This is a genomic window from Paenibacillus cineris (assembly GCF_018333335.1).
GTDB classification, from domain to species: domain Bacteria; phylum Bacillota; class Bacilli; order Paenibacillales; family Paenibacillaceae; genus Paenibacillus_AQ; species Paenibacillus_AQ favisporus.
In genome coordinates this window covers 4168310-4195156 of sequence record NZ_BORU01000001.1, presented here as the reverse complement: position 1 = coordinate 4195156, position 26847 = coordinate 4168310, and the positions used below count along the sequence as shown (strand labels likewise).

The window sequence follows — 26847 nt, the reverse complement described above, 5'->3', positions numbered from 1 at the left end:
ATTATATTTTACGTGCAAAAAGAGATGAAGGTGGTTATGATGAGTGCCGGACATGGAAGCATTCCGGAGAAGGTCATCGACGCGGTGCTGGAGCAGCATGATATCGTCGATACGGTAAGCAGGTACGTTCATCTGACCAAGCAGGGGAAATACATGAAAGGCCTCTGCCCGTTTCATTCGGAGAAAACACCGTCTTTCACGGTCACGCCTGAGCGGCAAATCTTTTACTGCTACGGCTGCGGCAAGGGTGGAAATGCCATCAAATTCAGGATGGAAATCGAAGGATTATCTTTTCCCGAAGCCGTTAAAGTCATGGCGGAAGAGAGCCACATCGCGGTACCGGAAGGGCTGGGGGGACCGGCGCATCAGCCGAATCCCGAGAGAGACCGCCTGCTTCAGGCCTACGAATGGACAGCGAAGTTTTATCACTATTTACTGAAAAATACGGAGCATGGCAAGGCAGCCATGGATTATTTGCGGCAGCGGGGCTTCACTGACAAGATGATCGATTTGTTCCAGATCGGGTATGCTCCGGATACGTGGAATACGCTGGTCCAGTTTCTGTCCAGGCGCTCCTTTGATCTCGAAGAGGCGGAGAAGGGCGGATTGCTGACCAAGCGCAGTGACGGCGGGGATTACTTGGACCGTTTCCGGGACCGGATCATGTTTCCGATCCATGACCGCAGCGGCAAGGTGATCGCTTTCGCCGGCAGGATTCTTGGCGAAGGGCAGCCGAAGTATTTGAATTCGCCTGAGAGCAAGCTCTTTAACAAAAGCCGGACGCTGTACAACCTGCATCAGGCCAGACCGTCCATTCGCAAATCGCGGCAGATCGTTCTTTTTGAAGGATACGGGGACGTGATCTCGGCATGGGAAGCAGGGGTTCAGAACGGCGTAGCCACGATGGGCACGTCCTTAACGGAGAATCACGCCTCTCTGATGAAGACGATGGCAGACGAAGTGCTGGTGTGCTACGACGGAGACCGGGCTGGACAAGCCGCGGCAATGAAGGTGATTCCACTGCTTGAAAACGTGGGGCTGAACATCAGGATCGCGGTGCTCAGCGATGGGCTGGATCCTGACGAATTCATCCGTAAATACGGGGCGGAACGGTTCATGCGGCAGATTATCGAGGGCGCCGTTTCAACTACAAAATTTAAGCTTATATATCTGAAAAAAAACCATATACTCCTAGAAGAAGATGGAAAAATCGCCTACACGAAGGAAGTCCTGCCCATCATCGCGGTGCTGCCTTCTTCCACCGAACGGGAAGTATATTTAAGGGAATTATCTTCAGAATTGCAGCTTTCCTTTGACAGCTTGAAGCAGGATTGCAACGAGATCCGCCAGTCGATGCAAAAAAACATGCCGGATGGGGATAATAACGACAAAAGGTGGAATAATGGTAGGCATAAAAAAGGGCATGTTCCCGCCCCGACATTACTGCCGGCTTATCATACCGGAGAACGTCGCCTTTTAGCCATGATGCTGCAGGATGCCGAGGCCGCCCGCTACGTGGAAGAACGGCTTGGGGACGCGTTTAACATTGATGATCATGCAGCGATTGCTGCTTATCTATATGCCTATTATGCACAGGGCAAATCACCGGATATCAGCCGGTTTATGTCGTCGCTCCACGACGATCGCCTCGAGAAAACCGTCAGCTCCATCTCCATGATGGATATGCCGCGGGAGTGGAGCGTGCAAGAGCTGGATGATTGCATTCGGGAGGTACAAAAGGTCCCGCAACAACGGAAAATAGAGCAGAAGAAAGAAGAAATGATATCTGCCGAACGGTCCGGAGACTTTTTGCGTGCTGCACAAATTGCAAGTGAGATTATAGCCCTAGAGAGACAGTAATCGTTGGCTTCGATGGTTTCTAGGGAGGAGGGAGTCGAAATATGGCGAATGATCAGCATACTGAACTAGAGACAGAATTTACGCTTGATCAGGTAAAGGATCAGCTGATTGAGCAGGGTAAAAAGAGATCGTCACTGAATTACAAAGATATTATGGAAAAACTATCGCCGTTCGACCAAGACCCTGAACAGATGGATGAGTTCTATGAGCATCTGGGCGATTTGGGTATTGAAGTGGTCAATGAGAATGACGAGGAAGTCAGCAATTTGCGCCAAGGCGACGACCATGAAGGTAGCGACAACGACGACTTTAATTTTGACGATGACCTGTCTTTGCCGCCAGGCATTAAGATCAACGATCCCGTACGGATGTATCTCAAGGAAATCGGCCGGGTGCCTCTCTTGTCCGCTGACGATGAGGTGGAACTGGCTAAGCGGATTATGAACGGGGACGAGGAAGCGAAGCGCCGGCTGGCTGAAGCGAACCTGCGTCTCGTTGTCAGTATCGCCAAACGCTACGTCGGCCGCGGCATGCTCTTCCTTGATTTGATTCAAGAAGGCAACATGGGCCTGATCAAGGCCGTTGAGAAATTTGACCATAATAAAGGGTTCAAATTCAGTACGTATGCCACTTGGTGGATTCGCCAGGCCATTACGCGCGCGATCGCGGACCAAGCGAGAACGATCCGGATTCCGGTTCATATGGTGGAAACGATCAACAAGCTGATCCGGGTATCCCGTCAGCTGCTGCAGGAATTGGGGCGCGAACCAACGCCGGAAGAAATCGCGGCCGAGATGGAACTCAGCGTGGAGAAGGTCCGGGAAATCATGAAGATTGCCCAAGAGCCGGTGTCGCTTGAGACGCCGATCGGGGAAGAGGATGATTCCCACCTGGGGGATTTTATCGAGGATCAGGAGGCGCTTGCTCCTGCGGATGCGGCGGCCTACGAGCTGCTGAAGGAACAGCTGGAAGACGTGCTCGATACGCTGACTGAACGTGAGGAGAATGTGCTCCGGCTTCGTTTCGGTCTGGATGACGGCCGGACCCGGACGCTTGAGGAAGTGGGCAAAGTGTTTGGCGTTACCCGTGAACGGATTCGCCAAATCGAAGCCAAAGCGCTCCGGAAGCTTCGCCATCCAAGCCGCAGCAAACGGCTTAAGGATTTTCTCGAATAGCGAAACCAACTTGGACCTTCTGCGGCGTGCCGCCAGCAAGGTCCTTTTTTTAGATATAAGATTGGATATAAGCATTGGAGGTTGGGCTTTCTTATATCGCAGCGAGCAGGCTATGTATTTCTTAGGCTTCGGCCGGACAGCCTGCTTGTAAGTTTTGTTTTCTTTTAGAATTATTTCCTTAATTTGTTTTTATTTTAGCGCTTTTAACGAGCCAATGCAAATGATCTGGACATTTATCCAAAGATTGGAAGTGTGTATTGCAGGGGGCCGCTTCCGCCTCTGCCGCTGCCGATTTGCAGAAAGGACCTGCCGTTTGGTAGGGTAAAGGAAGGGATAAAAATAACTGATGGTGACGGTGGACATATGAAATTATCAAGAAGATTACAGCTTATTATGGAGCAGATTCCCGATGGAAGCCGCCTCGCGGATATTGGCTCGGACCACGCGCTTCTGCCGGTAGCAGCCGTTGAGGCGGGGCGAGCTATAAAGGCCGTGGCGGGAGAAGTCAATCAAGGCCCGCTACAGGCGGCGGCCAAGCAGGTAGCCGAAGCTGGACGGGGCGAGGACATTTCGGTGCGGCTCGGAGACGGTCTGGCGGTCATTTCGCCGGGGGAAGTGGATGTGATTACGATCGCCGGCATGGGCGGGAGCCTGATCGCGAGCATTTTAAACGAGGGGCAGGACAAACTGTCCGGGGTGAAGCGGCTCATCCTGCAGCCGAACGTCGGCGAAGATTTGCTGCGCCGGTGGCTGCTCGATCATGCCTGGGTGCTGGTGTCCGAGAGGATTATCGAGGAAGACGGCAAAATATATGAGATTTTGACAGCTGTACCGGAGCATTCATCACCTGTACGGTCGAATGAAGATTTGTACCGGGAGCGCTCGTGGAAGGGCGGGGAAGCCAGCGGGGACGTAATCCTTTCGAGGGAGCTGTTGATCCGCATGGGTCCTTGGCTGCTGGAGCAGCCAAATGAAGTGTTTGTGGCCAAATGGCAGGGCGAACTGGTGAAGATGGAAGGCATTCTGAAGTCCGTGTCGTCCTCCAAGCTGCCTTCTGCCGCAGCCAAGGCCAGAGAACTGACCGAGGAAATGAAACAAATCAGGGAGGTGCTTGCATGTTTGCAAAAGGACAAACGGTAATTCAATATATGGAGCAGCTGGCCCCCAAGCACTTGGCGGTGCCGGACGACCGGATCGGGCTGCAGCTGGGCAGCCTGCAGAAGGAGATCCGGAGCGTGCTGGTGACGCTGGATGTCAATGACGAGGTGGTCGAGGAGGCTATTGCGATGGGCGCGGATTTGATCGTAGCGCATCACGCCATCATTTTCCGTCCGCTCAAACAGCTTCAGACCGACACCCCGATGGGAAAAATGTATGAGAAGCTGATCAAGCATGACATCGCCGTCTATATCAGCCACACCAATCTCGATATTGCCGAGGGAGGCATGAATGACTGGATGGCTGAAGCGCTTGGCATTGCGGACGGCGTACCGCTGGATGAGGTGCATGCTGAGAAGCTGTACAAGCTGGTCGTGTTTGTTCCGGCCGCCAATGCAGAGAAGGTCCGGACCGCCATGCTGGACGCAGGAGCCGGTGCTATCGGTAATTACAGCCACTGCAGCTTTAACGTGCAGGGCACGGGCACCTTTTTGCCACAGGAAGGAACGGAACCTTATATCGGCAAGCCTGGGAAGCTGGAGCAGGTGGAAGAGGTTCGGATCGAGACCATCGTCCCCCAGGGGATCCGAAACAAGATCGTTCAGGCGATGATCAAGGCGCATCCTTATGAAGAGGTGGCTTACGATCTGTATCCGGTTGACTTGAAAGGGCGCAGTTACGGGCTTGGCCGGGTAGGAAAGCTTCGGGAACCGGTGACGCTGGCCGAATTCGTCGACGTGGTCAAGGAAAAGCTGGATGTGCCGCATGTCCGGGTCGTTGGCGACTTGAACCGTAAGATCGGCAAGGCCGCCGTTCTTGGCGGATCTGGCAGCCGCTACGTGAATTCCGCGATATTCCGGGGGGCTGACGTGCTCGTGACCGGAGACATCGATTATCACACCGCACAGGATGCGCTGATGGCCGGGATTGCCCTGATCGATCCGGGGCACAATGCCGAGAAAATCATGAAGGCCAAAACAGCCGAATGGCTGCAGGCCAAGCTGTCGGACAGCCGCTATGATACGAAAGTCGCCGCGTCCCAAATCAACACCGAGCCGTTCCGCTTTATGTAAAAACGGTAATTTTCGTTAAATTAATAGGCATTTGCCATTGTGTCCGGCGGCAATTCCTAGTATAATATTTTTTGTTGTCCGGAAAGTTTGACAGACAATCGCTGGCGGCGCGTAAGGCGCCGCGAGAGGAAAGTCCGGGCTCCGTAGGGCAGGGTGCTGGATAACGTCCAGTCAGCGCGAGTTGAAGGATAGTGCCACAGAAATGGACCGCCGATGGCTGCTGCTTGCAGCAGCACAGGCAAGGATGGAACCGAGGTGTAAGAGACCCCGAGGAGCGTTGGTGACTTCGTTCCTGGTAAACCCCACCTGGAGCAAGACCTAATGGAACGCAGCTTCCTCGAGAAGCAGCCTTTGCCCGAGGCGCGTTCGGGTTGGTCGCTGGAGCCAATCAGTAATGGTTGGCCTAGATAGATGATTGTCGCTTATCCGTGGGAGGGTAGTTCCCGAATGCACCACGACGAGCACAGAACCCGGCTTACGTAAAACTTTCCTAACTGCCAACAGTTCTTATTAGGATGACGTAATCAAGGCGGTATCCCGTAATTTTACGGGATACCGCCTTTTTGCTGTCCGGTCACCGGGCCAAGCCTGTTTTAGACGGATACCTTTCAGCTAAGGACAAACGTACAATCCCGATTAGGATCTCCATAATAGACTATATTAAATTTATGAAGGGAGATGCTTATCGAATGAGCCACTGCTTTAATTGTCCTCCTGCAGATCCGGTTTATACCGATCCGACTGTGGTTTATCAAGATTATTACTATCCGCAGGTCGTTCCGATTGTCCACACGGTTGAAATTGTAAAAAGACATCACTGTGTCCCCGTCCCTAAACACTGCTATAACTATGTCGTTCGCGAAGAAAACATTGTAGGTACCGTTTCCGCTTACAGAGGTCCGAAACGTTCAGCCCGCAAGTCGAGAGCCAAACGTACACGGTAACTTCTGCTTTAAAAAAGGCAACCCGCTCCTGAAAGGGGCGGATTGCCTTTTTTTTGCCGGAATTTATTTGGTTTTCATGCTCTCACTGCCCATGATCGAATTCATCTGGTTCTGTACATGTTGCGGCCACAGCTGAAGCGGAGAATTGCCGCCACCTGCTGCCTGCAGCGCTCTATAGATATCAATTTGACCGTTGCCGTAATATTTGTCATGTCCTTTCGGCCCAAGATCAATGGTGCTTTGGCACATAATGTCCATCACTTGTTTATTGGTCAAGTCCGGGTTCCGCGAGCGGATCAGCGCGGCCATGGCAGCGACATGCGGACTGGCCATCGACGTTCCGGACAGGGCGGCGTACTGGTTACCCGGATAGGTGCTGGCAATGCTCGTCCCAGGCGCGGCTACGTCGATATAATCCCCGTAATTGGAATAGGAGGCTTTCTTCATGTTCGCATCGGTCGCAGCAACGGCGAGTACTTCGGGATAGGCCGCAGGGAAGCCCGGCCGCTCGGTGTTGTCGTTCCCTGCCGCGGAAACGAGCACGACGTCCTTGTCGTAGGCGTATCTCACCGCATCGTGCAGGAACTGGGAATCGGCGTAGTTGCCCAAGCTCAGATTAATGACTTTAGCTCCATGATCCGCCGCCCAGATGATGCCTTCCGACACCGAATAGGTCGTGCCCGATCCGGATTTATCGAGCGCCTTCACCGGCAATATTTTGTTATACCAGCTGATACCGGCCACGCCTTCATTATTGTTGACGACGGCCCCGATGATGCCGGCCACATGCGTGCCGTGACCTACATCGTCCAGCGGGTCGCTGCCGGGATCCACGACGTTGTAGCCGGACAGCAGCTGGCCTTGAAGATCCGGATGGTTAATGTCTGCACCGGTGTCCACGATACCGACAATAACATCGTTGCTTCCTTTGGATAAATCCCAGCCCTGGTTCGTTTCGATCGCTGGGAGGTTCCACTGGTACTTCGCAAACAGCAGGTCATTCGGCACGTTTGGAAGGCTGCCTGTTTCCGGAACGGTATCGTTGGTTAAATATAAATAATGCGGTTCTACATAATGAGGATTCCAGTGGTTTAAGAAATATACTTTCAACTGGCTGTAATCCATCGTACTGGAACGGAAGACGTAAGCATATCCGAGTTTTCGGGCGGATTCCGCATTGACGTCACCTTTGATCCGGTTCATCTCGTCCGGAGACGGGTCCTGGCGGAAGCGGACGACGATTTCGTTCTCGTAGAAGTGGCTTGCGTTTTCGTTATCATGTCCCGTCTTGACGGTCAAATCGCGCAGCGTGTCGGCGTGAACCGATTCGACTTTAAATTTGCCCTCTCTCGGGTAAGGGATCAGCCGCAGGTTTTTCTTCTGATGATTTTCCACGTCGAGCAGTATTTTTTGATTCATTAAGGCGATGACGCTCTGATTGCTTTTGGCCGACGGTTCTGCGATGACGAAGTACTGCTTGCCCGCCAATTTGAAGGAGGGGGACTGGTACGACTGGTGATTCTTTACCTGCTGCTTGGCTATACTTAAATAATGATCCAGCCTTTTCCTGTCCTGGGAGGTCCAAGAGTCTTCTTTTTTGGCAAATTTAAGCGGTTGATTCAGCTTAGGATCCTGCCACACCAGCATGGAAATATGGTCATGGGTTTTCTGCAAATTCCGCACATAATCGGTAATCTGCTTTGGCTTTGCGCTGCCCATATTGTTCAGCATCGCCGTCAGATGCTGTCTCGCATCCAGCCGGGTCAAATGGTCGGTTGAAGCGATATCCTGCGCCATCATGCTGTTCTTTAAACGATGCTCCTGATGCGGAGCCGGGACCGGAGGGGATTCGGCGGCCTGCTGCCGGCTGTCCGAGCGCGGGAGCAGCAAAAATAACGCGAGCGCGCCGCAAACGGTTGCCGTTCCGATGCCCACCCATTTTCCTTTCGACATAAAAAGTACCTCCTTGAGAATGATAAGTACCTTTAGCGTGAGAAATGGGAAGCTATTTTATACCCCGGCGGCCGACTCAGGCAAAAACCTGCTCAATTCGTCCAAATCGTGACCAGAAAGGGATACCGTTCCAGTTTGTTTTATGTTAGGATAGTACATGAAAATTGATCCTTGCTTCAAACGATGGTGATGAAATTTCGGATCCTCTCCAGGACCGAAAGGAACAAATTAAGGGGGAGCTAATTAGCTATGTCAGCAGGTAATGTTCAAAAATTGTGTGAGACCACGAAAGAGAAGCTGAAATCCGCGATCGAGAAACTGGAACAATTCCTCAATGAGAATTCGATTCCGCAGCTTGCGCCAGACAATAATGAGGAAACGCTGCAATTTTACAAAGGATTTTTGTCTGACCTGCGGCATCTTCTGGTCTTCTCCGAAGTATCAGCCGAGAAACTGGGAATTGCGTTGCGCCGTGCCAATTTTGACACTGATTTTGCTGAAAAAGCTCTCTATAATGTGTATCATCATTGCGTTAACAACTTCTTTTATCCGAAAAGCGAAAGCTATTCCGAAGATGGGCGTTATGCATACACGGGACAGGACGCTATCCGTTTCCGGGTAAAACCGGTTCGGCCAGTAAGAGACATCATTCTCGATATCACCAAAGTATATGAAGAGCTTCGGGACGATCTGACTTATTACGAAAGCGATTATTTAACGGAGCGCCGGATGCACAACCAGCGTTCGCACGCTTAATCCTTATACGATTACACCAAAGATGCCTGATGATGGCATCTTTTTTTATTTTCCTCATGACGACCATCAACTGACAAGATGCAGCAGGGATACGCCGATATGGAGCAGGGGACAATGAAGCTTGAGGTGATAAATAATGAAGGATCCAAGAACCTATGTAAAATGCAGCGTCAGCAACTGCAGCTACTGGGGTGAAGAGAATGTCTGCAAAGCCGAGCAAATCCTGATCGAAATCGACAAGCACGCCTCCGCCAAGTACAGCGAGGAGTACGGCAGCGAGCTTGGAGAGCACAAAGACCGGGCTGTAAATTCTTCGGCTACCTGCTGTCTGACCTTCAAGCCCAAAACTTCTTAATTCAAGCGCCCGACTCCATTTATGCACTTATCCATCTGTCGTGAGGAGGCTTCTAATCATGGATGAATTCAACAAACGAGAGCAGGAACACAAGACGGACAGCCCATTTGCAGGACAAGGAATCACTCCCGTTTCAACGAATAACGTTTCCCGCACGAATCACCGAGAAGAATATGCAGCTGAAGCGGGTACTACTCCCTCTGCAACCCGGGATAACGAGTTCCGGCAGGCGATCGCCACACGGATCCGTACCGATTACCCGCGCAGGGACGCCCATAAAGAGGAGTATGCCTCAGAGGTAACATCCCCTGAAGTCACAAGCCGTGAGGCCGGATATTCGGTCCGGGACGACCGGAAGGCGGATGTCGCTGTGAAGAGAACGGATTTGTACAAAAAAGACCGCGAGGAGTACGCGGCAGAAGTAGCTCCAGCACCATCGGTCCGCAGGGACGAGGTCCGTACCTCGGATGATGCCGAAAACCGGAACGCCGTTCAAAACTATGGACGTACAGCCGGTTATGTCGGTGTAGGCTTCGGCGTCCTGTCCTTGTTTATGTGGTCCATTATCCTGGGCCCGCTGGCTGCGGTCATTGGCTTTTATGCGTACAGCCAAGGCAGCAAGGTATGGGGCGGATGGGCGATGGGACTCGGCATTTTGGCGACGATCAGCTACTTTGTGCTGGTTCCGTTCGCCCGGTAAATCAAACGGGCATAAAGCGTCTTTGGCCGCTGATGAAGCGGCTGAGGGCGCTTTTTTCATGTCAGCGTTTTTTGGAACAGGTCTGGCGCAAGACGGCGGAATCATGGTAAAATAAATCCAATCCGCATGGACGAGATTATGAGGGAAAATGAGGTTTGAGATGATGCAAATCGATCCGGCTGCAGCGCAGCAGTTGTTGGCAATGCAGGACAACAGCCGTATTCAAAATAGAGACGAGCTTCTCCAGGACATTATCGAGAATGGCAGCACCTCTGATTTTGGTGTTATTCTGAACCAGCTGCTGGATGACTCCAGCGCGGCAGCTGCAGAAATCGATGCTTCCGTACAACCGACGGTGCCCGGCGTATCGTGGAGTGACGGTCTGCTGTGGCAGCAGCTGGGAGAGGCGAATACCTCGCCGGTGGAACACGTTGACGAAGTGTCCAAGCCGGCGCATTCCGATTCCGGCTCCGGCAAATCGACCGCTTACAACGACTTGATTGAACAGGCAAGCCGTAAGTACGGAGTGTCCGAATCGCTAATCAAGGCCGTCATCGAGACGGAGTCCACTTTTAATCCGAATGTCGTATCTTCTGCGGGGGCCAAAGGCCTGATGCAGCTGATGGATGGCACGGCGCAAGGACTCGGGGTCAGCGATCCGTTCGACCCGGCGCAGAACATCGATGCCGGCACGAAATACCTTTCGTATCAGCTGAGCCGCTTCGGTGGGCAGGAAAATATGGCGCTGGCGGCATACAATGCGGGGCCTAACCGGGTGCTCAAACTCGGAGTATCGACCGATGCCGAATTGATGCAACAATTGGACCGGCTTCCTGCAGAAACAAGGAACTATATCCGTAAAATTGCGGATGCCAGGGCAAAATATGAAGGTTAATACCAATCGCATAGCGTTTTAAGTTACGGGATCAAACTCGGGAGAACGGGAAGCGGCTCGATATGAAGCGCTTCTTCCGATGTTTGATCTCTTTATATTGCTTCGGGTGATCCGTGTAAAGGAGGAAAGGTGATGATCTATTGGGACCATGCGGCAAGTACGCCACCCTACGAAGAAGTGATCCAGACGATGGCGGAAGTGATGAGACAGCATTACGGCAATCCTTCATCCATTCACCGGATGGGCGAGGACGCTGCCAAGCTAATCAAGCGTTCCCGGGAAGTATGCGCCGCCGCCCTTGGTGTTAAACCGGCCGAGATCATCTTGACCTCAGGCGCAACGGAAGGCAACAATATGGCCATTAAAGGCACAGCCTTTCAATATGTCGGCAGGGGCAAGCACATCATAACAACTGCAACGGAGCATCCGTCCGTCTACGACAGCTGTTTATATCTTCGGGAACACGGATTCGAGGTAACCTTTCTTGATGTGGACCAGAAAGGCCGGATCAATCCTGACCAGCTGCGCAGCCTCATTAGAAAGGACACCATCCTGGTCAGCATCATGCATGTCAACAATGAGACCGGAGCCGTGCAGCCGCTGGAGGCGGCGGGGCGGATCATTAAACAGTGCAACCCGCTGACGCTGTTCCATGTGGACGGTGTTCAGGGCTTCGGCAAGCTGCCTGTCGACCTGCAGGCGTGGCAGGCAGACTTATATACGTTATCCGCACACAAACTCCGCGGTCCCAAAGGAGCCGGCGTATTATTTCGAAGGGAAGGCGTTCAGCTTCATCCGCTGCTGTCGGGAGGCAAGCAGGAGTCCGGCATGCGCTCGGGGACGGAAAATTATCCGGGGATCGTCGCCATGGCCAAAGCCATGCGGATGGCTAAAGAGCAGTTAGGGACTTTCAGTGAGCAGGTCGGGGGGCTGCGGGACGAATTGCTCGCATTTATCCGAACGATACCGGCCCTTGCGCTGAACAGCGACGAAGACGGGGCGCCGCATATCGTTAACGTGTCTTTTTCCGGAATGAAAGCCGAGGTCCTTCTGCATTCGCTTGAGGAGCACGGCATGCTCGTGTCCACCAAATCGGCCTGCTCTTCCAAGACGGCGGAGCCAAGCCGTGTCCTGCTTGCCATGGGACGGAGCGAGGATGAGGCCTCCAGCGCAATCCGGATCAGCATGGGGCTTACCAACACCAAGAATGATGTAGAGCGGTTGAAGAACGCGCTTCAGGATGCGGTCGAACGGCTGACGCCTTTAATGACAGGAAGGAATGAAATCCATTGAAATATGATATGCTTCTGCTCCGTTATGGAGAAATTACACTCAAGGGAAAAAACCGGGGGCGCTTCGAAAATGCGGTGATCTCGCATATCCGGTCCGTTCTTAAGGATTTTCCCAAAGCGAAAATTCGCAAGGAGTACGGAAGACTGTACGTTGAACTGAACGGGGAAGAGGCGGAACCACTGATCGCCTCGCTCCAAAAAATATTCGGGCTGACGTCGATCAGCCCGGTAGTTGTCAGCTCTACGGAGCTGGATTCTATTTTGGAAGCTTCATCAGCATTTATCGGGCAGATGAACATGGATGAAGAGGTCACCTTTAAGGTTCATGCCCGCAGAGTGTGGAAGGCTTTCCCGCACTCGTCCCATGAGATGAACCATCTGGTGGGTGCGCCGCTGCTGAAGAAGTATCCCCTGTTAAAAGTGAGCATGAAGGATCCCGAGCTCACCCTGAATGTGGAGATCCGCGAGCAGGGAACCTATATATTCTGTCAGACGATTCCCGCCGTCGGCGGATTTCCGCGGGGAAGCAACGGCAAGGCCATGCTGCTCCTCTCCGGCGGAATCGACAGCCCGGTCGCAGGGTGGTCCTCCATGCGCAGAGGGCTGGAAGTGGAGTGCGTTCACTTCTACAGCTACCCGTTTACAAGCCGGCTCGCCAAAGAGAAGGTCATCGAGCTGGCGAAGGTGCTCTCAGGTTATGCAGGTGAGATCAAGATTCATCTGGTGCCGTTTACCGAAGTGCAGACGTCCTTTACGGGCATTGGACAGGACAATTTGATCATTACCCTGATGCGGCGTTCGATGCTCAGAATTGCCGAACTGCTGGCCAAGCGTGAAGGGGCACTTGCGATCGTTACCGGAGACAGCCTTGGGCAGGTCGCCAGCCAAACCCTGCCAAGCATGAACGTGATCGGCCGGGCGACCGAGCTGCCGCTTCTGCGGCCGCTGATCATGATGGATAAAAACGAGATCATCCGGATTTCCAAAGAGATCGGCACATACGAAACCTCGATTCTTCCTTATGAAGACTGCTGCACGCTGTTCGTGCCCAAGTCACCGACGACGAATCCGAATTTGCGGGTTGTCGAGAATGTTGAGGCGTCGATCGAGAAGCTCCCTGAGCTGATCCAAGACGCCTTTGAGCGGACCGAAACTTTGGTGCTCACCAAGGATTATGTGATTGGAGAGGAAGAAGAAGCAGGCGGCGTTAACGAGGATTGGTTCTAAAACTCAGAGGATTAGGAAACAAAAAAAGGAGGCTCTTCATTGAAGAGCCTCCTTTTGTATGACAACAAGCCGGATATGTGTGTTCTAACTATACGAATGTTCATCTTTCCGTTTCTTCATCGACGCGCGTTTCAGGTATCCGAGGGCAAGAATGGCTATGACGACGATCACGATAAACAGCACCCGGAGAACCGGATATTGTTCAAAAAACGGAGCAAACCGCTTTTCTTCCGTAATCATGTTGGATGCCGTGTAACCGAGTACCGCCGAACCAAGGTAAATAATCCATGGAAACTTGTTAATCAGCTTAATAAACAGGGTGCTTCCCCAAACGACAATCGGAACGCTGATAAGCAGTCCGAGAATGACGAGGATGATATTCTGCTCGGCTGCGCCGGCCACGGCGATCACATTGTCCAGGCCCATCGCGGCATCCGCTACGATAATAGTCCGTACAGCTCCCCATAAGGTTTGGCCTGCCTTGATGTCCGTATGATCGTCGTTATCGGCCAGCAGCTTGTAGGCGATCCATACGAGCATGATACCGCCAACGGCAAGCAGCCACGGCACTTTCAGCAGCCAGACGACGACGATCGTCGCAATGATCCGAAGCAGGACTGCGCCTCCGGTTCCATAAAAAATAGCCTTTTTCTGAGTCGAGGGGGCAAGATTCCTCGCAGCAAGGCCAATTACGATGGCGTTATCGCCAGCCAATATTAAATCCAAAAAGACAATTTTGATCAAATTAACTAAAAATTCTGTTACACTGTCCAAGTCAGGTCACTCCTTATTATGACTGTATACGGAGTTCAATAGCAAATCGATTCATTATAGGCTAATTTTTCATGTGAAGTCAAGCATAGCCTGGCCAACTCCCACATAGATGTAGAGTGGGGGTGTTGACCTTTGGAATCGATTTGGCTGCTCATTCAGATCCTGATGATCAATTTGGTCCTAAGCGGCGACAATGCCGTCGTGATTGCTCTGGCGAGCAAGGACCTGCCGGAGAAGCAGCGTAAACAGGCGGTATGGTGGGGAGCGCTCGGCGCTGTTATCCTAAGGTGCTTGTTGACTTTTATTGCGGTCATTCTGCTGAAAATCCCTTATGTTCAGGCGGTCGGCGGGTTCATGCTCATCTGGATCGCCTTAAATCTGCTGATCGAAAACAAGGATGAGCTCCGGCTGCAGGAATCCTCCACCATCTGGAAAGCGGTCAGGACTATTCTTGCGGCGGATTTCATTATGAGCCTCGACAACGTACTGGCCATTGCCGGACTCGCCAACGGCGATCTCGCACTGATCGTGATCGGCATTGCGATCAGCATACCGATCGTCGTCTGGGGCAGCAATTTGATCGTCACCTGGCTTCACCGTTTCCCGGTGCTCGTGTACATCGGGGCGGGCATTCTAGCTTATACAGCCGGTGAGATGCTCCTCCAGGACCACAGGCTGGGGGCTCTCCTCTCCGCATCTCTGCCGGAACTCCACCATCTCATTCCCGGCGTATTGGCCGGCTTGGTGATCGTCTCCGGCGGTATCAAGCAGCTGCTGCTGCGGCCGCGCTCATAAGCAGGACAATCTCGTTAAAAACCGGGCTGAACCCGGTTTTTTTCTTGTTATGGACATAAAAATCGCAAAATATTGGACTCATTCGGGCTTGCGGCAGGACCTTTCCTTTCCGGGGTTATTTTGGCCTGCAGTGCCTAAAAAATTACAGGCGCAATCTGGTTTTTTTCACACGTTTCAGATAAACTAAAGATGAAAATATGTCGTTTTTTGCGTATGGCGTAAGGGACGGCTATAGAGAAGAGGGTGGGAGAATGTCCTCAAGGAACGACTTGAAGCTGGGCCTGTTCATTGTCATTGCTGGGATCGTCATTTTGCTTGGCAAGCTTGGAGTTTTCGGTTTTTTGGGCCGCACGCTGTGGCCGCTGGTCCTTTTGATTCCCGGACTGGTTCTGCATATGCTGTTTTTCGGCAACCGGGCGCGTGCAACGGTGCTTGTACCCGGCGGTATTTTGACGGTGTACGGGCTGCTCTTTTTACTGTGCAGCACGATCAGCTGGGGGCTGATGTCCTACTTGTGGCCCGCCCTTCTGCTCGGGATCGCGGTCGGGTTGTACGAGTATTACCTGTTTGAAAAGCCGCGTCCGTCCTCCTTGCTTCCTGCCTCTGTCATTTTGGGACTGGCTTCGCTGGTACTGTTCTTCATCAGCCTTCTTCATACCGCGGTGATCTATATCCTCGCCGTGCTTCTGATTGCCTTGGGCATTTGGCTGATTGCCGGAAGGGGGAAATCCAGAAACCGGAAGTGGAAGAGCGGCTGGTAAATCAGGCCTTCTATTTTCTGTAAAACACTTGTTTTTTTCTGAAACTTCATTATAATATAAGGGATGTAGAAGCGTCGGCGCTACCGCCTGACGCTTCATTTGTTGAAAGACTTCGTTACGATTTGAAAGGGAAAGGATCTGGATAAAAGCCATGCATTCAAGAGATAAAATTCGCAACATTGCGATTATTGCGCACGTTGACCACGGCAAGACGACCCTGGTTGACCAGTTGCTGCAGCAATCGGGGATATTCGCCAAGCACGAACACCTGCAGGAACGCGCCATGGACTCCAACGATTTGGAGCGCGAACGCGGCATTACCATCCTGGCCAAGAACACGGCCATTACGTATAAAGATTTTCTGATTAACATTGTGGACACCCCGGGACACGCCGACTTCGGCGGCGAGGTGGAACGGATTATGAAGATGGTCGACGGCGTACTGCTCGTCGTTGACGCATATGAAGGCTGCATGCCTCAGACCAAATTCGTGCTCCGCAAAGCGCTTGAGGCGAATCTGACGCCGATCGTCGTCGTCAACAAGATCGACCGTCCGGCAGCCCGTCCGGCCGAAGTTATTGACGAAGTGCTCGACCTCTTTATCGAGCTTGAAGCAAACGACGACCAGCTGAACTTCCCGGTCGTTTACGCTTCGGCGCTGAACGGAACCTCGAGCCTGGATCCGGACAAGCAGGACGACAACATGCTTGCCCTGTATGAAACGATTACCGAGCACATTCCTTCTCCGACAGAGAAGGTTGATGAGCCGCTCCAGTTCCTCGTTACACTGATGGACTACAATGAGTATCTTGGCCGGATTGCGATCGGCCGGGTTAACCGGGGCGTGATCAAGCAAGGCCAAGCCGTTACGGTCATCATGCGCGACGGCAAGAGCAAATCCGCCCGGATCGAGAAGCTGTTCGGCTTCCAAGGACTGAAGCGTGTGGAGCAGGAAGAAGCCGGAGCAGGCGACATCATCGCGATTGCCGGGATCAAGGACATCAATATCGGGGAGACGATCGCCGATCCGAACCATCCTGAAGCACTGCCGGTTCTTAAGATTGACGAGCCGACCCTGCAAATGACCTTCCTGGTCAACAACAGCCCGTTTGCCGGACGCGAGGGCAAGTGGGTTACGTCCCGCAAGCTGCGTGAGCGTCTGATGAAGGAACTGGAGACAGACGTCAGCCTGCGCGTTGAGGAGACGGACAGTCCGGATGCGTTTATCGTGTCGGGACGCGGTGAGCTTCACCTCGGCATCCTGATCGAGAACATGCGCCGCGAAGGGTACGAAATGCAGGTTTCCAAGCCTGAAGTTATCGTCAAGGAAATCGACGGAGCCAAGATGGAGCCGATCGAGCGTCTTCTGATCGATGTGCCTGAAGAGAGCATGGGCGCGGTTATGGAAAGCCTCGGTTCCCGTAAGGCCGAAATGGTGAACATGGTCAACACCGGCAACGGACAGGTGCGTCTGGAGTTCCTGATTCCGGCACGTGGTCTGATCGGTTATCGTACGCACTTCCTGACGCTGACCCGTGGTTATGGCGTCATGAACCATGCGTTTGACAGCTACGGTCCGCTGCACAGCGGCCAAGTCGGCGGACGCCATCAGGGCGTGCTGGTTTCCAGCGAGACCGGAACGAGCACCTTCTACGGCATGATGGGGGTCGAAGACCGGGGGATCCTGTTCCTGGAGCCCGGAACTGAAATTTATGAAGGCATGATCGTCGGCGAGCATACGCGCGATAACGACATCGTCGTAAATATCTGCAAAGAGAAGCAGCTGACAAACGTGCGTTCCGCGACAAAAGATGATACAGTAAAAATGAAGACGCCTCGTCTATTCTCACTTGAACAGGCGCTTGAATATTTGAATGACGACGAGTACTGTGAAATCACGCCGAAATCAGTCCGTCTGCGCAAGAAGATTCTGAACAAGAGTGAGCGCGAACGTGCCGAGAAGCACCGCAAGATGGCCGAAGCCAACATGTAATCCGGGTAAGGTCCTCACCTCATTTCTGGAAGGAGTGAACTGTCCGTGCAAGCTTGGTTAGCAGCGCATCCGATTATCTCCTACATCATCATCTTTGTGCTGATCACCTATGTATACAACAAGGTGTTTCGGGTCAAACAGAAGCTTCCGCTTCTCAAAGAGATTCTGCTGTATATTCTGATGGCCATCGGCTCCGGGATGCTGCTGATTTTTCAGCACGACAAGCTTCCGATCATCCAATGTCTGCTTGTCGCGGTAGCTCTGATGTTCACGGTGCGCATCCGCTATTTCGTGGAAGCGCGGCAGAAGAAGAAAGCCGAAGCGGCTGCCAAGCGGGTGTAATGCGCCCGCTGTGGCCCGGCTCTTTGCAACTTTACGAAGGTCGTCATCGTTTATAGAGAGATTACCTCAAAATAAATGAAAAAGGTGTTTGAGATGAGTCCCAGCAATACGAGTCTACCTCCAAGATCTCATGGCGGCACCCCGAAAGGGAAAGTGCCTCCAAAGAAGAAAAAGAAGAAAAGCGGGTTCAAAACGTTTTTGAAATTCGTATTGATTCTGATTATATTAGCTGTACTCGCCGTAGCGGGATACGCGGGATATTTGTACTATAAAGCGGATCATGGCGTTCTGGACACAGGTGTAGATGCACCGGTCGCTCCTTCCCAATCCGCCAAGGTCAAACCGATTACAATGCTGCTGCTTGGAACGGACTATCGTCCGGAGACGAAGACACACCTGTCTGACGTCATCATGATCGCCGCCTTTAATCCGGATACGAAATCGGCAACGTTAGTGTCTGTTCCGCGCGATACAAAGATCGAGCTGAAGGGCTATCGGGAGAACAAGGCCAATGCCTATTATCCGAATTTCCTGGCCGATGAGAAGCAATCCGGGATCAAGGCGACCGATGAGATGAAGACGATGTTCTCCAAGTATTTGGACATCGATATCGATTACGTGACGGTGCTGAATTTCCAGGCATTCCGTGATGCGGTAGATGCACTGGGCGGCGTTGACGTGACAGTCGACAAGAACATGTGCTACCGGGATAAAGCTGACGGAACGGACATCAACCTGAAGAAGGGTGAGCAGGAACTGAACGGGAAGCAGGCGCTCGATTTTGTGCGCTACCGGAAGTCCAACTGCCGTCCGAGAACGGACGCTTCCGACGATTTTGACCGCAACCGCAGACAGAACGAAGTTCTTCACTCCCTAATCGACAAGATGCAGACGTTCAAGGGCGTTACGAGCCTGGGCGGAGTGCTGGATGCCATGAATAACAACATGGAAACCGACATCGAGAAGGACCAATTGAAGAACATAATTGCAACCTATTGGAAAATTAAAAAAGAAGACGTCAAATTCATGCCGATTACCGGCAACTGGAAAAGTCCTTATGTGTATGTAGACGATGACGAGCTGGATAAAGCAAAGCAGGCATTGAAGGACGAGCTTGCCGGCAAGGCTGCCGTGGAAGCCGGTACTTCAGCGGATGAAAGCTCGAATCCGTAAAGTTGGGTGCAAGTTTTGGGACGACATATAATATACTAGAGTACAATGGAACCTGTACAGGAGGTCAGTGCGATGTCCGAGACGGTTACGAAGTGGACTCCAATATATGAAATGCAACGTCAACCAGCTGTTCATCTCTCTGTGCCGATTTCTGCTGAATCCGGTGTATGTTTTGACGCGCCATGCAAAAAAGCCTAGTGATCTGATCACTGGGCTTTTTTCTTTTTTTGCAAAATTTGTTGATTCGGCTGGTATTTCGCCTGTCCTATACTTTAGCGGGTTGGGCTTGGCGAAGAAGGGCTGTTCTGACGCGATTTGACATCGCGCGGGAGCTGCGGCACAATCCGGCCGACAATATCCGCCAGTTCGGAAGCGAATCCCGATACGGGTTCCCCTTTTTGAATATGCTGACCGATTTCGGCAATCCGGCTGGACAAATCCATATCGGCCGTCACGAGGGCGTTTTTGCCCCGAGGATCCTTTTTGAGTGCTTCGGCAACGGTATATTTGATGGTTCCGACGCGGGAACGCGTCAAATTGCCGTCTACGTCGATGCCCACAACGGCAGTATTGCCTAACACGACTGCATGCGCTTTTTTCACACCGTTCACCTTTTCGGCGATGTTTTCCAAATGGTCTTTTAATGCCAGGTCCGTTGTATCTTCTGCGGAACGCACGGCTGTGTTTCCTGCAGACCGGAGTGAAAGGCGGTGATGGTCGCCGGTTGATGCGGCTGTCGGCCCCTGTTGACTTTGAGGAGAGGGTGATGCAGTGTTCTGATGATTACAACCGCTCAGTAGAGCCATAGTTAACACAACGAGCAAAAACATTCTCATATGTGATCGTCCTTTCCAGGTCATAAATTGGCATGACGGGTTGTAACTTAGGATGTCCATGACGAAATAATTTATGTGTTTATTATGAGTTCAGTGGAGGGAGAAAGTATGAGAAAGATATTTGTACTGGATACCAATGTGCTGCTGCATGATCCCCGGGCAATATTTGCGTTTGATGAACATGAAGTCGTGATTCCGGCCGTCGTACTGGAAGAAATAGACTCCAAGAAACGGAATGCCGACGAAATCGGGAGAAATGCGCGGACGGTGTCCCGCCTGCTGGACGGATTGAGGGAAAACGGCGGCCATTTGCACAGCGGGGTGCTTCTGGAAAACAAAGGCAGCCTGAAAGTGGAGCTGAATCACCGCAGTTTTGTGAAAGTACAAGAAATGTTCGGCGAAATGTCCAATGATAACCGCATTTTGGCAGTCGCCTTAAATTATCATCTGGAGGAGCAGGGCAAGGAGGACCCGACGTCGGTAGTGCTGGTAAGCAAGGACGTGCTCGTTCGCATCAAGGCGGACGTGCTTGGTCTGGTGACCCAGGATTACTTATCCGACCGCACCGTAGGTCCCGGAGATCTGTATACCGGATATTCTACGCTTAAGGTGCATCCTTCCATCATCGACGAGTTTTATTCGTACCGTTTTTTGTCCATCAAGCCGCTGCAGCTGCCATATCCGCTGTATCCGCATGAATTCGTCATCCTAAAGGACGAGATGGGGAGCACGAAATCGGCCTTGCTGAAGGTGAATACGGATGCGCTCCGGCTGGAACCGCTCTTTTTGAGCAATGAGTCCGTATGGGGAATCAGCGCACGCAATGCACAACAGCGCATGGCGCTGGAGCTGCTGCTGAACGACGACATTCCGATCGTAACGATTACCGGAAAGGCTGGTACGGGCAAAACGCTGCTTGCCTTGGCAGCCGGGCTAATGAAGGTCGAAGATGAGCATAAGTACAAAAAGCTGCTGATCGCAAGGCCGGTCGTTCCGATGGGCAAGGATATCGGTTATTTGCCCGGTGAGAAAGAAGAGAAGCTCCGTCCGTGGATGCAGCCGATTTACGACAACCTGGAGTTTTTGTTTGATACGAAAAAGTCGGGCGATATCGATAAAATATTAATGGGTCTGGGCAGCATTCAGGTCGAGGCGCTCACGTATATCCGCGGACGCTCCATCCCCGGCCAGTTTATCATCGTGGACGAAGCCCAGAACCTGTCCCGCCACGAAGTAAAAACGATCGTCTCCAGGGTAGGGGAGGGAAGCAAGATTATTCTGATGGGGGACCCCGAGCAAATCGATCACCCGTATCTGGATGCATCGAGCAACGGCCTGTCATATATCGTGGAGAAATTCAAGCAGGAAGGGATCAGCGGGCACATTACCTTGGAAAAGGGCGAGCGCTCCAAGCTGGCCCAGCTCGCAGCCGATCTGCTGTGATTTCATAAGCGGATACTATTTCCCGAGAAATGATGCCACCACCTGCCAGCACATAAAAAGAAGTCCCCCTTGTCCGGTTCATTGGAACCGGCTGGGGGCTTTTTTAGAGGGGATCAGAACGTATCAGTTTCAGAGCCTCCACTCCTTGATCTCGCAAGGAAATTTCCACTTAAAGCGGTCAGTCTTCTTAGAAGATATGTCGATAGACGTCATTCTTTAGTTTTAACAATTTCAGGCACCGGATCAAATATACTCGAATTACAATAAGGACATTCGCAGGCGTAGATTCGTAGTTAGCCTCATGGTGTGGCTTATCGGCTTATTTCTTGCCCGTCCGTTAAACATTTCCAGAAAAAAATAGGACAAGCGCCCTATGAATTTGCTAAAATATTGTATAAGTATTGTGAAGGGAGGCCTAGAGACTTGAGGCGGAAAAATTACTGGCTTCTGTTTGCCATTTTGCTGCTCTCTTTAACCGCTTTATCCCAGGGGCAGGATTTATCGCAGACTCCATCGGGTCATGAAGAGGAAGATGACGCGTCTCTGTTTCCGCAGCCTTCCACACAAGAGCGAACGTCCCAATCCCCCATCCGGGTCACCGTGCACCTGAGCGATGAGGATTTTAAGCAGCTCGAGGAGCTGAATCATACATATGTCACCGATACCGGGGCCACGGTGGAATTGAACAACATCCCGGATGCCGATGCGTACCTTCAGCTGACGTCCGCTTTGGCCGTAGGGGAAGGCCCCGATGTCATGCTCATCAACAGCTCGTGGGTCCGCCCGATGGCTTCCCGAGGCTACCTGCTGCCAGTCGAATTCTATACAAGCAATCGTGCGGATAGTGATACCATCAACCCGCTTCTGCAAGAGGTGGAATGGAACGGCTACCAGTGGGGAACGCCCGCCGACATGGATCCTTATGTGCTGGCATGGAATATGAAAGCACTGAATTCGCTTGGAGTGACGGATATTCCAGGCGGTATGAGCAGTTGGAAAGAGCTGCTGAGCAAAGCGAAGAACCGAGGACATCAGCAGCTGCTGGAGATTTCGTCCGGGGACGGCTATGATGCTGCAGCTTTGATGGGAGCACTGGGCACCGATCCGTTAAGCCCGAGCCAGGCATCCCTGGAATGGATCGACAAGGCACGCGCATTCATGCAAATCGATCAGACCGAGCAAGGCGCTGACGGAGCCCAGCTTCCGCTAACCATTTCCGCCGTTTCGGAAGCGGCAAAGTCCCAGACAGCAAATACGGAACTGCGGATGCCCGAGCAGCTGTACGCCATCTATCCGTCGCTCCTGCGCAGCCGAAGCTACGCCGTATCGGCGGGATCGCAGCATGCCAAGGAAGCGGCCGAATGGATCGCGTATATGAGCTCGGCAGTCGTTCAGCAGGAATGGTATCAGGCTACAGGTAAACTTCCGGCGCTGAAGAGCCTGTACGACGATACGGTATTCAATCCGGCCGGGCTGCCGTTCCATCTCAACTCCCTGCTTCAGACGGCAGGTACCGATAAGGACACAGGCAGGCTGCAGGCGAAATGGGATGTGTTTGTCAAAGCATCAGGCGATTATATTACAGGCAAATCTGCGGCCGCAGATTACGTTGAGGCTGTAAGAGGGGAAGCCGGAGGAAGCTGATCCGATACTCGCGGGCAGTTCGTCTCCGGCTTTTTTGTGTTACATGGACAGCTTAAGCGTGACATGGAGGTTTTTGTCCGTACTTTTCACCTCGGTCGCCTTCACGAAGGAGACGATTTGCTGCGGATAAAATCCCAAATCGAACTCTTCCTCCATTTGGCGGCATGTCGTATCGGGCAGTTCATAGCCGTTAAATACGAGCTTATCCACATGGAACATGATGGAGTTCTGCGGCTGCTCCTCGACGCTGTAGTGGCCCTGAACTTCAAGGGACAGCGTGCCGCTTTGGCCGGATGCCGTAATCTCGTCTTCGCCAAAGTGGAAGGCAAACTGTTTGAACAGATCGTTTTTGGAGCGGAGGAAAGCGTTCAGATCGTCCTCCTTGATGTCGATATTATAGGTCGTTCCGTTGGTGCGGATCGCTCCGTCCTGATTCTGAATAAACTCCGGGAGGTCGTTCATGGCTGAGGCGAGCGCGTTAAAATAGGTTTTTACCTCGTTAAGCCCGACATTTTCCCAATAAAGCGTAAATTCCTCAATCATTTTCTTGAGCGCTTCCGGATCGCTGCTGGAGGCGATTCCCTGATCGACCTTTTGCTGCAGGGCCGATACCCTTGCCCGCTGCTCAATGAGATTGGACTTCATTTCTTCCAGATCGGCCGTCTTTTTCTCCATGGCCAGCTTCGTGTTTTTAATCTCCTTATACTCCGATTGATACGCATCAAGAACCGTGCGGTCATGCTCCATGATCATATCGTAGACATCATACATATGAATGAGGCTGCCCAAATCTTTGGCGGACAGCACGGCAACGAGCAGGCCTTCCCTTTCCCCCATGTAATAAGAACGAATGACGGCTCCCGCGCGGCTCTGCTGATCCTGGATCTGAAGCAGCTTGTCTTCCAGCTGCCCGGACAGCTTGTTCAGCTCCTGCTGGATGGTCTCCTGCTGCGCGGTGATCCGCTCAATCTCCCGGTCGATTTCCACAACAGACAGGCTGTTCTGCAATATTTCTCGGTCGTCTGTGCTGGCGCCGGCGGACGGGTCGGCCCGAAGTTCTGGTACGGGGCGGAGCAGCGACAGGCAGAGCATCGGCAGAAGCAGGCAGAGGATTCGCAGGCGTCGATTGTAAGGCTTCAATGGATTTGATCCCTCCCCCATGGTTGTCCATTGTAAATATATGATTCAACGGTAAAAAATATCATCTCTCTTGGAGCCTGTCAGATTTGGCAAGCCAAATAACCCCAGCAGGCAGATACAGATTTATGCAGGTGCCCCCGATAAAAGTCGGCAAAAGCGAAAAAAGCGACCCGGCATTGGATGTCGGATCGCTTTCCTTTGGGTTCTCTAATGATCGGATTAAAGCGGTAAGCCCATTTTGAATACTGTCCAATAGCTGAAACCGGTAAACGTCACGATCATATAGCCCCAGAAGAGAAGAATGTAAGTTCTCTCCGTAAATTTCAGATACCCCAAGATGACGAAAAATGCGGTCTGTACGAAGAACAACAGAGCCATCTCGACCATGTTGCCGGCATATGCCATAAGCCCGATTGCGAGCGTAAAGAACCCGAGTACTCGAAACATGCGTGCCACGTTATATCCCCCTCTCCTTATGTACGGTCATAGTTAAGCTACGTATCATTATATCGTTAACCCAAAATTGTGTAAACGAAAAAGTTGCTTTTTATTATTGTGGTCCCATGATGACAAAGTATACATCGCCATGCATCGGCAAATTTCCAATATGAGGGTATGAGCACTTTGCAAATTGGCAATACAATTTAGTATCAAATAGATTCTATGAACTCTATGAGAAGCATAGAAATGAAAATAAGCAGCTGTTATACCTTATTCAGTACCCGGTGAACAATCCGGTTATGGAGACGGGTTATTTTAGGATGTTGTTAGGAGGGTTTTGTTGCATGACAGCAGTTAGACAAGATGCATGGAGCAGCGAGGATGACCTTATTTTGGCGGAAGTAACCTTAAGGCATATCCGGGAAGGAAGCACTCAGCTGGCCGCTTTTGAGGAAGTAGGCGAAAAAATCGGAAGGACGGCGGCAGCCTGCGGATTCCGATGGAACAGCTGTGTCCGTAAAAAGTATGAGGAAGCAATCAGCCTGGCCAAGACACAGCGCCAGAAACGGAGCTACTATAAGAAGCAGCCGGCAAATTCGGGGATCCAGGTGGCCGGTTTAGGTCTGTCCGAAGCTGAGGCGGGTTATTACAAAATGGAGGGAGCCAGTGAAGAGACACTCTCCATCGATGCGGTCATCCGCTTTTTGAAGCAGTGGAAAGGGAGCCTCCAGGAAAACGGACGCCAGCTGAAAATGCTGGAGAAGGAGCTCCGTGAAAAGGAAGAAGAGCTGAACAATTTGAGAAGGATCAACGAGCGGCTCTCCAGGGAAGTCAGTGAAGTCCAAACCGATTACAGGGTCGTTAATGACGACTACAAAGCGCTTATTCAAATTATGGACCGGGCACGGAGGCTTGCCTTTTTGAACGAAGAGGACGAGGAACTGAAGTCGCGGTTCAAGATGGATGCCAACGGCAATCTGGAGCGGATTGAGTAAAAGTCATACGCAACGATGCAATACAGATCCCGTGCGGATGCGTGAAGTTTGCGCAGACCGAACGGGTTTTTTCGTGCGTGTAAGCCTTATGTGATGCCGGATGCGCTATAATAGGGACACGGATAGTAACCATTAGACACGGAGGGCAGGCTAATGCTGATCGATATTGTGGGCGCTGGATCGCTCGGACTGCTGTTTGGGGGAAAATTGGCCGGGTCCGGCAGCCGGGTGCGGATCTGGAGCCGCAGCGCCGGGCAGGCGGAGGAGCTCCGTCATTCCGGTATTCATATCGCCAAAGACGGTGAGAGCGGATTAAAGGTGGACCCCGCGCATTTTCAATCCGGTACGGTCGAACAGCTCGGACAAGCTTGGGAGACGAAGCCGGGAGATTATGTGCTTGTGATGACCAAACAAAAGGATACGGAGGCGGTATGCCGCTATTTATCACAAGTCAGGCTTCCGCAAGGATCCAGCCGGCCGGTCGTCGTTTGTTTTCAAAACGGCTACGGGCATATGGACAGGCTGAAGGCGATACTGCCCGGATGGACTATGCTGGCTGCGGTGACGACTGAAGGTGCAAAGAGAACATCGTATACAGAAGTGTTTCATGCGGGATCCGGGGATACGGTGATCGGCGAGAGCGGTATAGGGCATGTCTCCAACAAGATTGGCGGCCGATGGTTAAATCTTGTTCAGGCCCTAAAACAAGCAGGATTTTACCCGGTATTGTCGAATGACATCGATAACATGATGTTTCGTAAATTGCTGATCAACGCGGTGATCAATCCGCTGACCGCACTCTGGAGGATTCCGAACGGAGAGCTGTTGAAAAGTCCGATGAGGATGAAGCTGATGAAGGAATTATATGAAGAGACCATAGCGGTTTACGACGCATGCGGAATTCGGTATGAGGACGACATGTGGGATCAAATATTGAATGTGTGCAGAGCGACTTCCGGGAACACCTCGTCCATGCTGAAGGATGTGCTTGCCGGTTCGCCGACGGAAATCGGCTGGATTAATGGAAGCATCGCGGACATGGCGCGGAAGGCGGGGGTTCAGGCTCCTGTCAACGAGCTGGTGACCCGGCTCATCGAAGGAATAATCGCAGAGGAGGAGTGA

Annotated in this window: 24 protein-coding genes and 1 other RNA gene; 20 read left to right on the top strand and 5 right to left on the bottom strand. The window is 52.1% G+C overall.

Features of this window, described 5'->3' with window-relative positions; all coding sequences use genetic code 11:
* The first annotated feature begins 39 nt into the window (after positions 1–39).
* From dnaG to rnpB, 5 genes are all read left to right on the top strand, one after another.
* Positions 40–1860 carry a DNA primase gene (gene dnaG, locus KI379_RS19580; protein WP_076170145.1) on the top strand — a complete coding sequence of 607 codons (1821 nt, stop codon included), beginning with the start codon at positions 40–42 and terminating at the stop codon, positions 1858–1860.
* Between the two features lie 41 nt (positions 1861–1901).
* Positions 1902–3035: an RNA polymerase sigma factor RpoD gene (gene rpoD / locus KI379_RS19575; protein WP_076169815.1), complete on the top strand. Its 1134-nt coding sequence runs from the start codon at positions 1902–1904 to the stop codon at positions 3033–3035.
* Positions 3036–3398: 363 nt separating this feature from the next.
* Positions 3399–4175 carry a tRNA (adenine(22)-N(1))-methyltransferase gene (locus KI379_RS19570; RefSeq protein ID WP_212984454.1) on the top strand — a complete coding sequence of 259 codons (777 nt, stop codon included), beginning with the start codon at positions 3399–3401 and terminating at the stop codon, positions 4173–4175.
* Positions 4151–5266 carry a Nif3-like dinuclear metal center hexameric protein gene (locus KI379_RS19565; protein WP_212984453.1) on the top strand — a complete coding sequence of 372 codons (1116 nt, stop codon included), beginning with the start codon at positions 4151–4153 and terminating at the stop codon, positions 5264–5266. The genes KI379_RS19570 and KI379_RS19565 overlap by 25 nt, the downstream gene beginning before the upstream one ends.
* An 82-nt stretch (positions 5267–5348) precedes the next feature.
* An RNA gene (gene rnpB, locus KI379_RS19560) (RNase P RNA component class A) lies at positions 5349–5759 on the top strand.
* Between the two features lie 514 nt (positions 5760–6273).
* Here rnpB and KI379_RS19555 read toward each other — a convergent pair.
* Positions 6274–8163, bottom strand: coding sequence for a S8 family peptidase (locus tag KI379_RS19555; protein WP_212984452.1), 1890 nt, complete (start codon positions 8161–8163; stop codon positions 6274–6276).
* Between the two features lie 249 nt (positions 8164–8412).
* Here KI379_RS19555 and KI379_RS19550 point away from each other — a divergent pair, with 249 nt between their 5' ends.
* The 6 genes from KI379_RS19550 to thiI all read left to right on the top strand — a co-directional run bounded on the left by KI379_RS19550 (position 8413) and on the right by thiI (position 13388).
* Positions 8413–8919 (top strand): YpuI family protein, encoded by a 507-nt coding sequence (locus tag KI379_RS19550; RefSeq protein WP_076169820.1) that lies wholly within the window; start codon positions 8413–8415, stop codon positions 8917–8919.
* A 136-nt stretch (positions 8920–9055) separates the two neighbouring features.
* Positions 9056–9274 (top strand): DUF1540 domain-containing protein, encoded by a 219-nt coding sequence (locus tag KI379_RS19545; protein WP_076169821.1) that lies wholly within the window; start codon positions 9056–9058, stop codon positions 9272–9274.
* 58 nt (positions 9275–9332) lie between these two features.
* Positions 9333–9974 carry a hypothetical protein gene (locus KI379_RS19540; protein ID WP_212984451.1) on the top strand — a complete coding sequence of 214 codons (642 nt, stop codon included), beginning with the start codon at positions 9333–9335 and terminating at the stop codon, positions 9972–9974.
* 163 nt (positions 9975–10137) lie between these two features.
* Positions 10138–10869 carry a lytic transglycosylase domain-containing protein gene (locus KI379_RS19535; RefSeq protein ID WP_076170147.1) on the top strand — a complete coding sequence of 244 codons (732 nt, stop codon included), beginning with the start codon at positions 10138–10140 and terminating at the stop codon, positions 10867–10869.
* A gap of 132 nt (positions 10870–11001) precedes the next feature.
* The gene (locus KI379_RS19530) at positions 11002–12162 is read left to right on the top strand and encodes a cysteine desulfurase family protein (RefSeq protein ID WP_212984450.1); all 1161 of its coding nucleotides are present in this window, start codon (positions 11002–11004) and stop codon (positions 12160–12162) included.
* Positions 12159–13388 carry a tRNA uracil 4-sulfurtransferase ThiI gene (gene thiI / locus KI379_RS19525; protein WP_212984449.1) on the top strand — a complete coding sequence of 410 codons (1230 nt, stop codon included), beginning with the start codon at positions 12159–12161 and terminating at the stop codon, positions 13386–13388. The genes KI379_RS19530 and thiI overlap by 4 nt, the downstream gene beginning before the upstream one ends.
* Positions 13389–13472: 84 nt before the next feature.
* Here the strand turns inward: thiI and KI379_RS19520 are convergent, their stop codons facing one another.
* Positions 13473–14162, bottom strand: coding sequence for a TerC family protein (locus KI379_RS19520; RefSeq protein WP_076169824.1), 690 nt, complete (start codon positions 14160–14162; stop codon positions 13473–13475).
* Positions 14163–14294: 132 nt separating this feature from the next.
* Between KI379_RS19520 and KI379_RS19515 the strand changes: the two genes are divergently transcribed.
* From KI379_RS19515 to KI379_RS19495, 5 genes are all read left to right on the top strand, one after another.
* Positions 14295–14957 carry a TerC family protein gene (locus KI379_RS19515; protein ID WP_076169825.1) on the top strand — a complete coding sequence of 221 codons (663 nt, stop codon included), beginning with the start codon at positions 14295–14297 and terminating at the stop codon, positions 14955–14957.
* Between the two features lie 251 nt (positions 14958–15208).
* Positions 15209–15718 carry a hypothetical protein gene (locus KI379_RS19510; RefSeq protein ID WP_089548200.1) on the top strand — a complete coding sequence of 170 codons (510 nt, stop codon included), beginning with the start codon at positions 15209–15211 and terminating at the stop codon, positions 15716–15718.
* 151 nt (positions 15719–15869) lie between these two features.
* Positions 15870–17711, top strand: a complete 1842-nt coding sequence (gene typA, locus KI379_RS19505; protein ID WP_076169827.1) for a translational GTPase TypA — start codon at positions 15870–15872, stop codon at positions 17709–17711.
* A gap of 45 nt (positions 17712–17756) precedes the next feature.
* Complete coding sequence (locus tag KI379_RS19500) at positions 17757–18053, top strand: YlaH-like family protein (protein ID WP_076169828.1); 297 nt, start codon at positions 17757–17759, stop codon at positions 18051–18053.
* Positions 18054–18146: 93 nt separating this feature from the next.
* Complete coding sequence (locus KI379_RS19495; RefSeq protein WP_145131701.1) at positions 18147–19226, top strand: LCP family protein; 1080 nt, start codon at positions 18147–18149, stop codon at positions 19224–19226.
* 272 nt (positions 19227–19498) lie between these two features.
* On the opposite strand, the gene KI379_RS19490 is transcribed toward KI379_RS19495, so the two are convergent.
* Positions 19499–20056, bottom strand: a complete 558-nt coding sequence (locus KI379_RS19490) for a YhcN/YlaJ family sporulation lipoprotein (protein WP_256993151.1) — start codon at positions 20054–20056, stop codon at positions 19499–19501.
* A gap of 114 nt (positions 20057–20170) precedes the next feature.
* Between KI379_RS19490 and KI379_RS19485 the strand changes: the two genes are divergently transcribed.
* The gene (locus KI379_RS19485; RefSeq protein WP_076169830.1) at positions 20171–21505 is read left to right on the top strand and encodes a PhoH family protein; all 1335 of its coding nucleotides are present in this window, start codon (positions 20171–20173) and stop codon (positions 21503–21505) included.
* Positions 21506–21928: 423 nt separating this feature from the next.
* The gene (locus KI379_RS19480; protein ID WP_212984448.1) at positions 21929–23149 is read left to right on the top strand and encodes an extracellular solute-binding protein; all 1221 of its coding nucleotides are present in this window, start codon (positions 21929–21931) and stop codon (positions 23147–23149) included.
* A 39-nt stretch (positions 23150–23188) separates the two neighbouring features.
* On the opposite strand, the gene KI379_RS19475 is transcribed toward KI379_RS19480, so the two are convergent.
* Positions 23189–24289, bottom strand: coding sequence for a coiled-coil domain-containing protein (locus tag KI379_RS19475; RefSeq protein ID WP_244879332.1), 1101 nt, complete (start codon positions 24287–24289; stop codon positions 23189–23191).
* Between the two features lie 219 nt (positions 24290–24508).
* On the bottom strand, positions 24509–24745 hold the full coding sequence (locus KI379_RS19470) for a DUF2626 domain-containing protein (protein WP_076169833.1): 237 nt from the start codon (positions 24743–24745) through the stop codon (positions 24509–24511).
* Positions 24746–25074: 329 nt separating this feature from the next.
* Here KI379_RS19470 and KI379_RS19465 point away from each other — a divergent pair, with 329 nt between their 5' ends.
* Together KI379_RS19465 and KI379_RS19460 are read left to right on the top strand one after the other, a co-directional pair.
* Positions 25075–25725, top strand: coding sequence for an RsfA family transcriptional regulator (locus KI379_RS19465; protein WP_212984446.1), 651 nt, complete (start codon positions 25075–25077; stop codon positions 25723–25725).
* Positions 25726–25878: 153 nt separating this feature from the next.
* Positions 25879–26847, top strand: a complete 969-nt coding sequence (locus tag KI379_RS19460; RefSeq protein WP_212984445.1) for a ketopantoate reductase family protein — start codon at positions 25879–25881, stop codon at positions 26845–26847.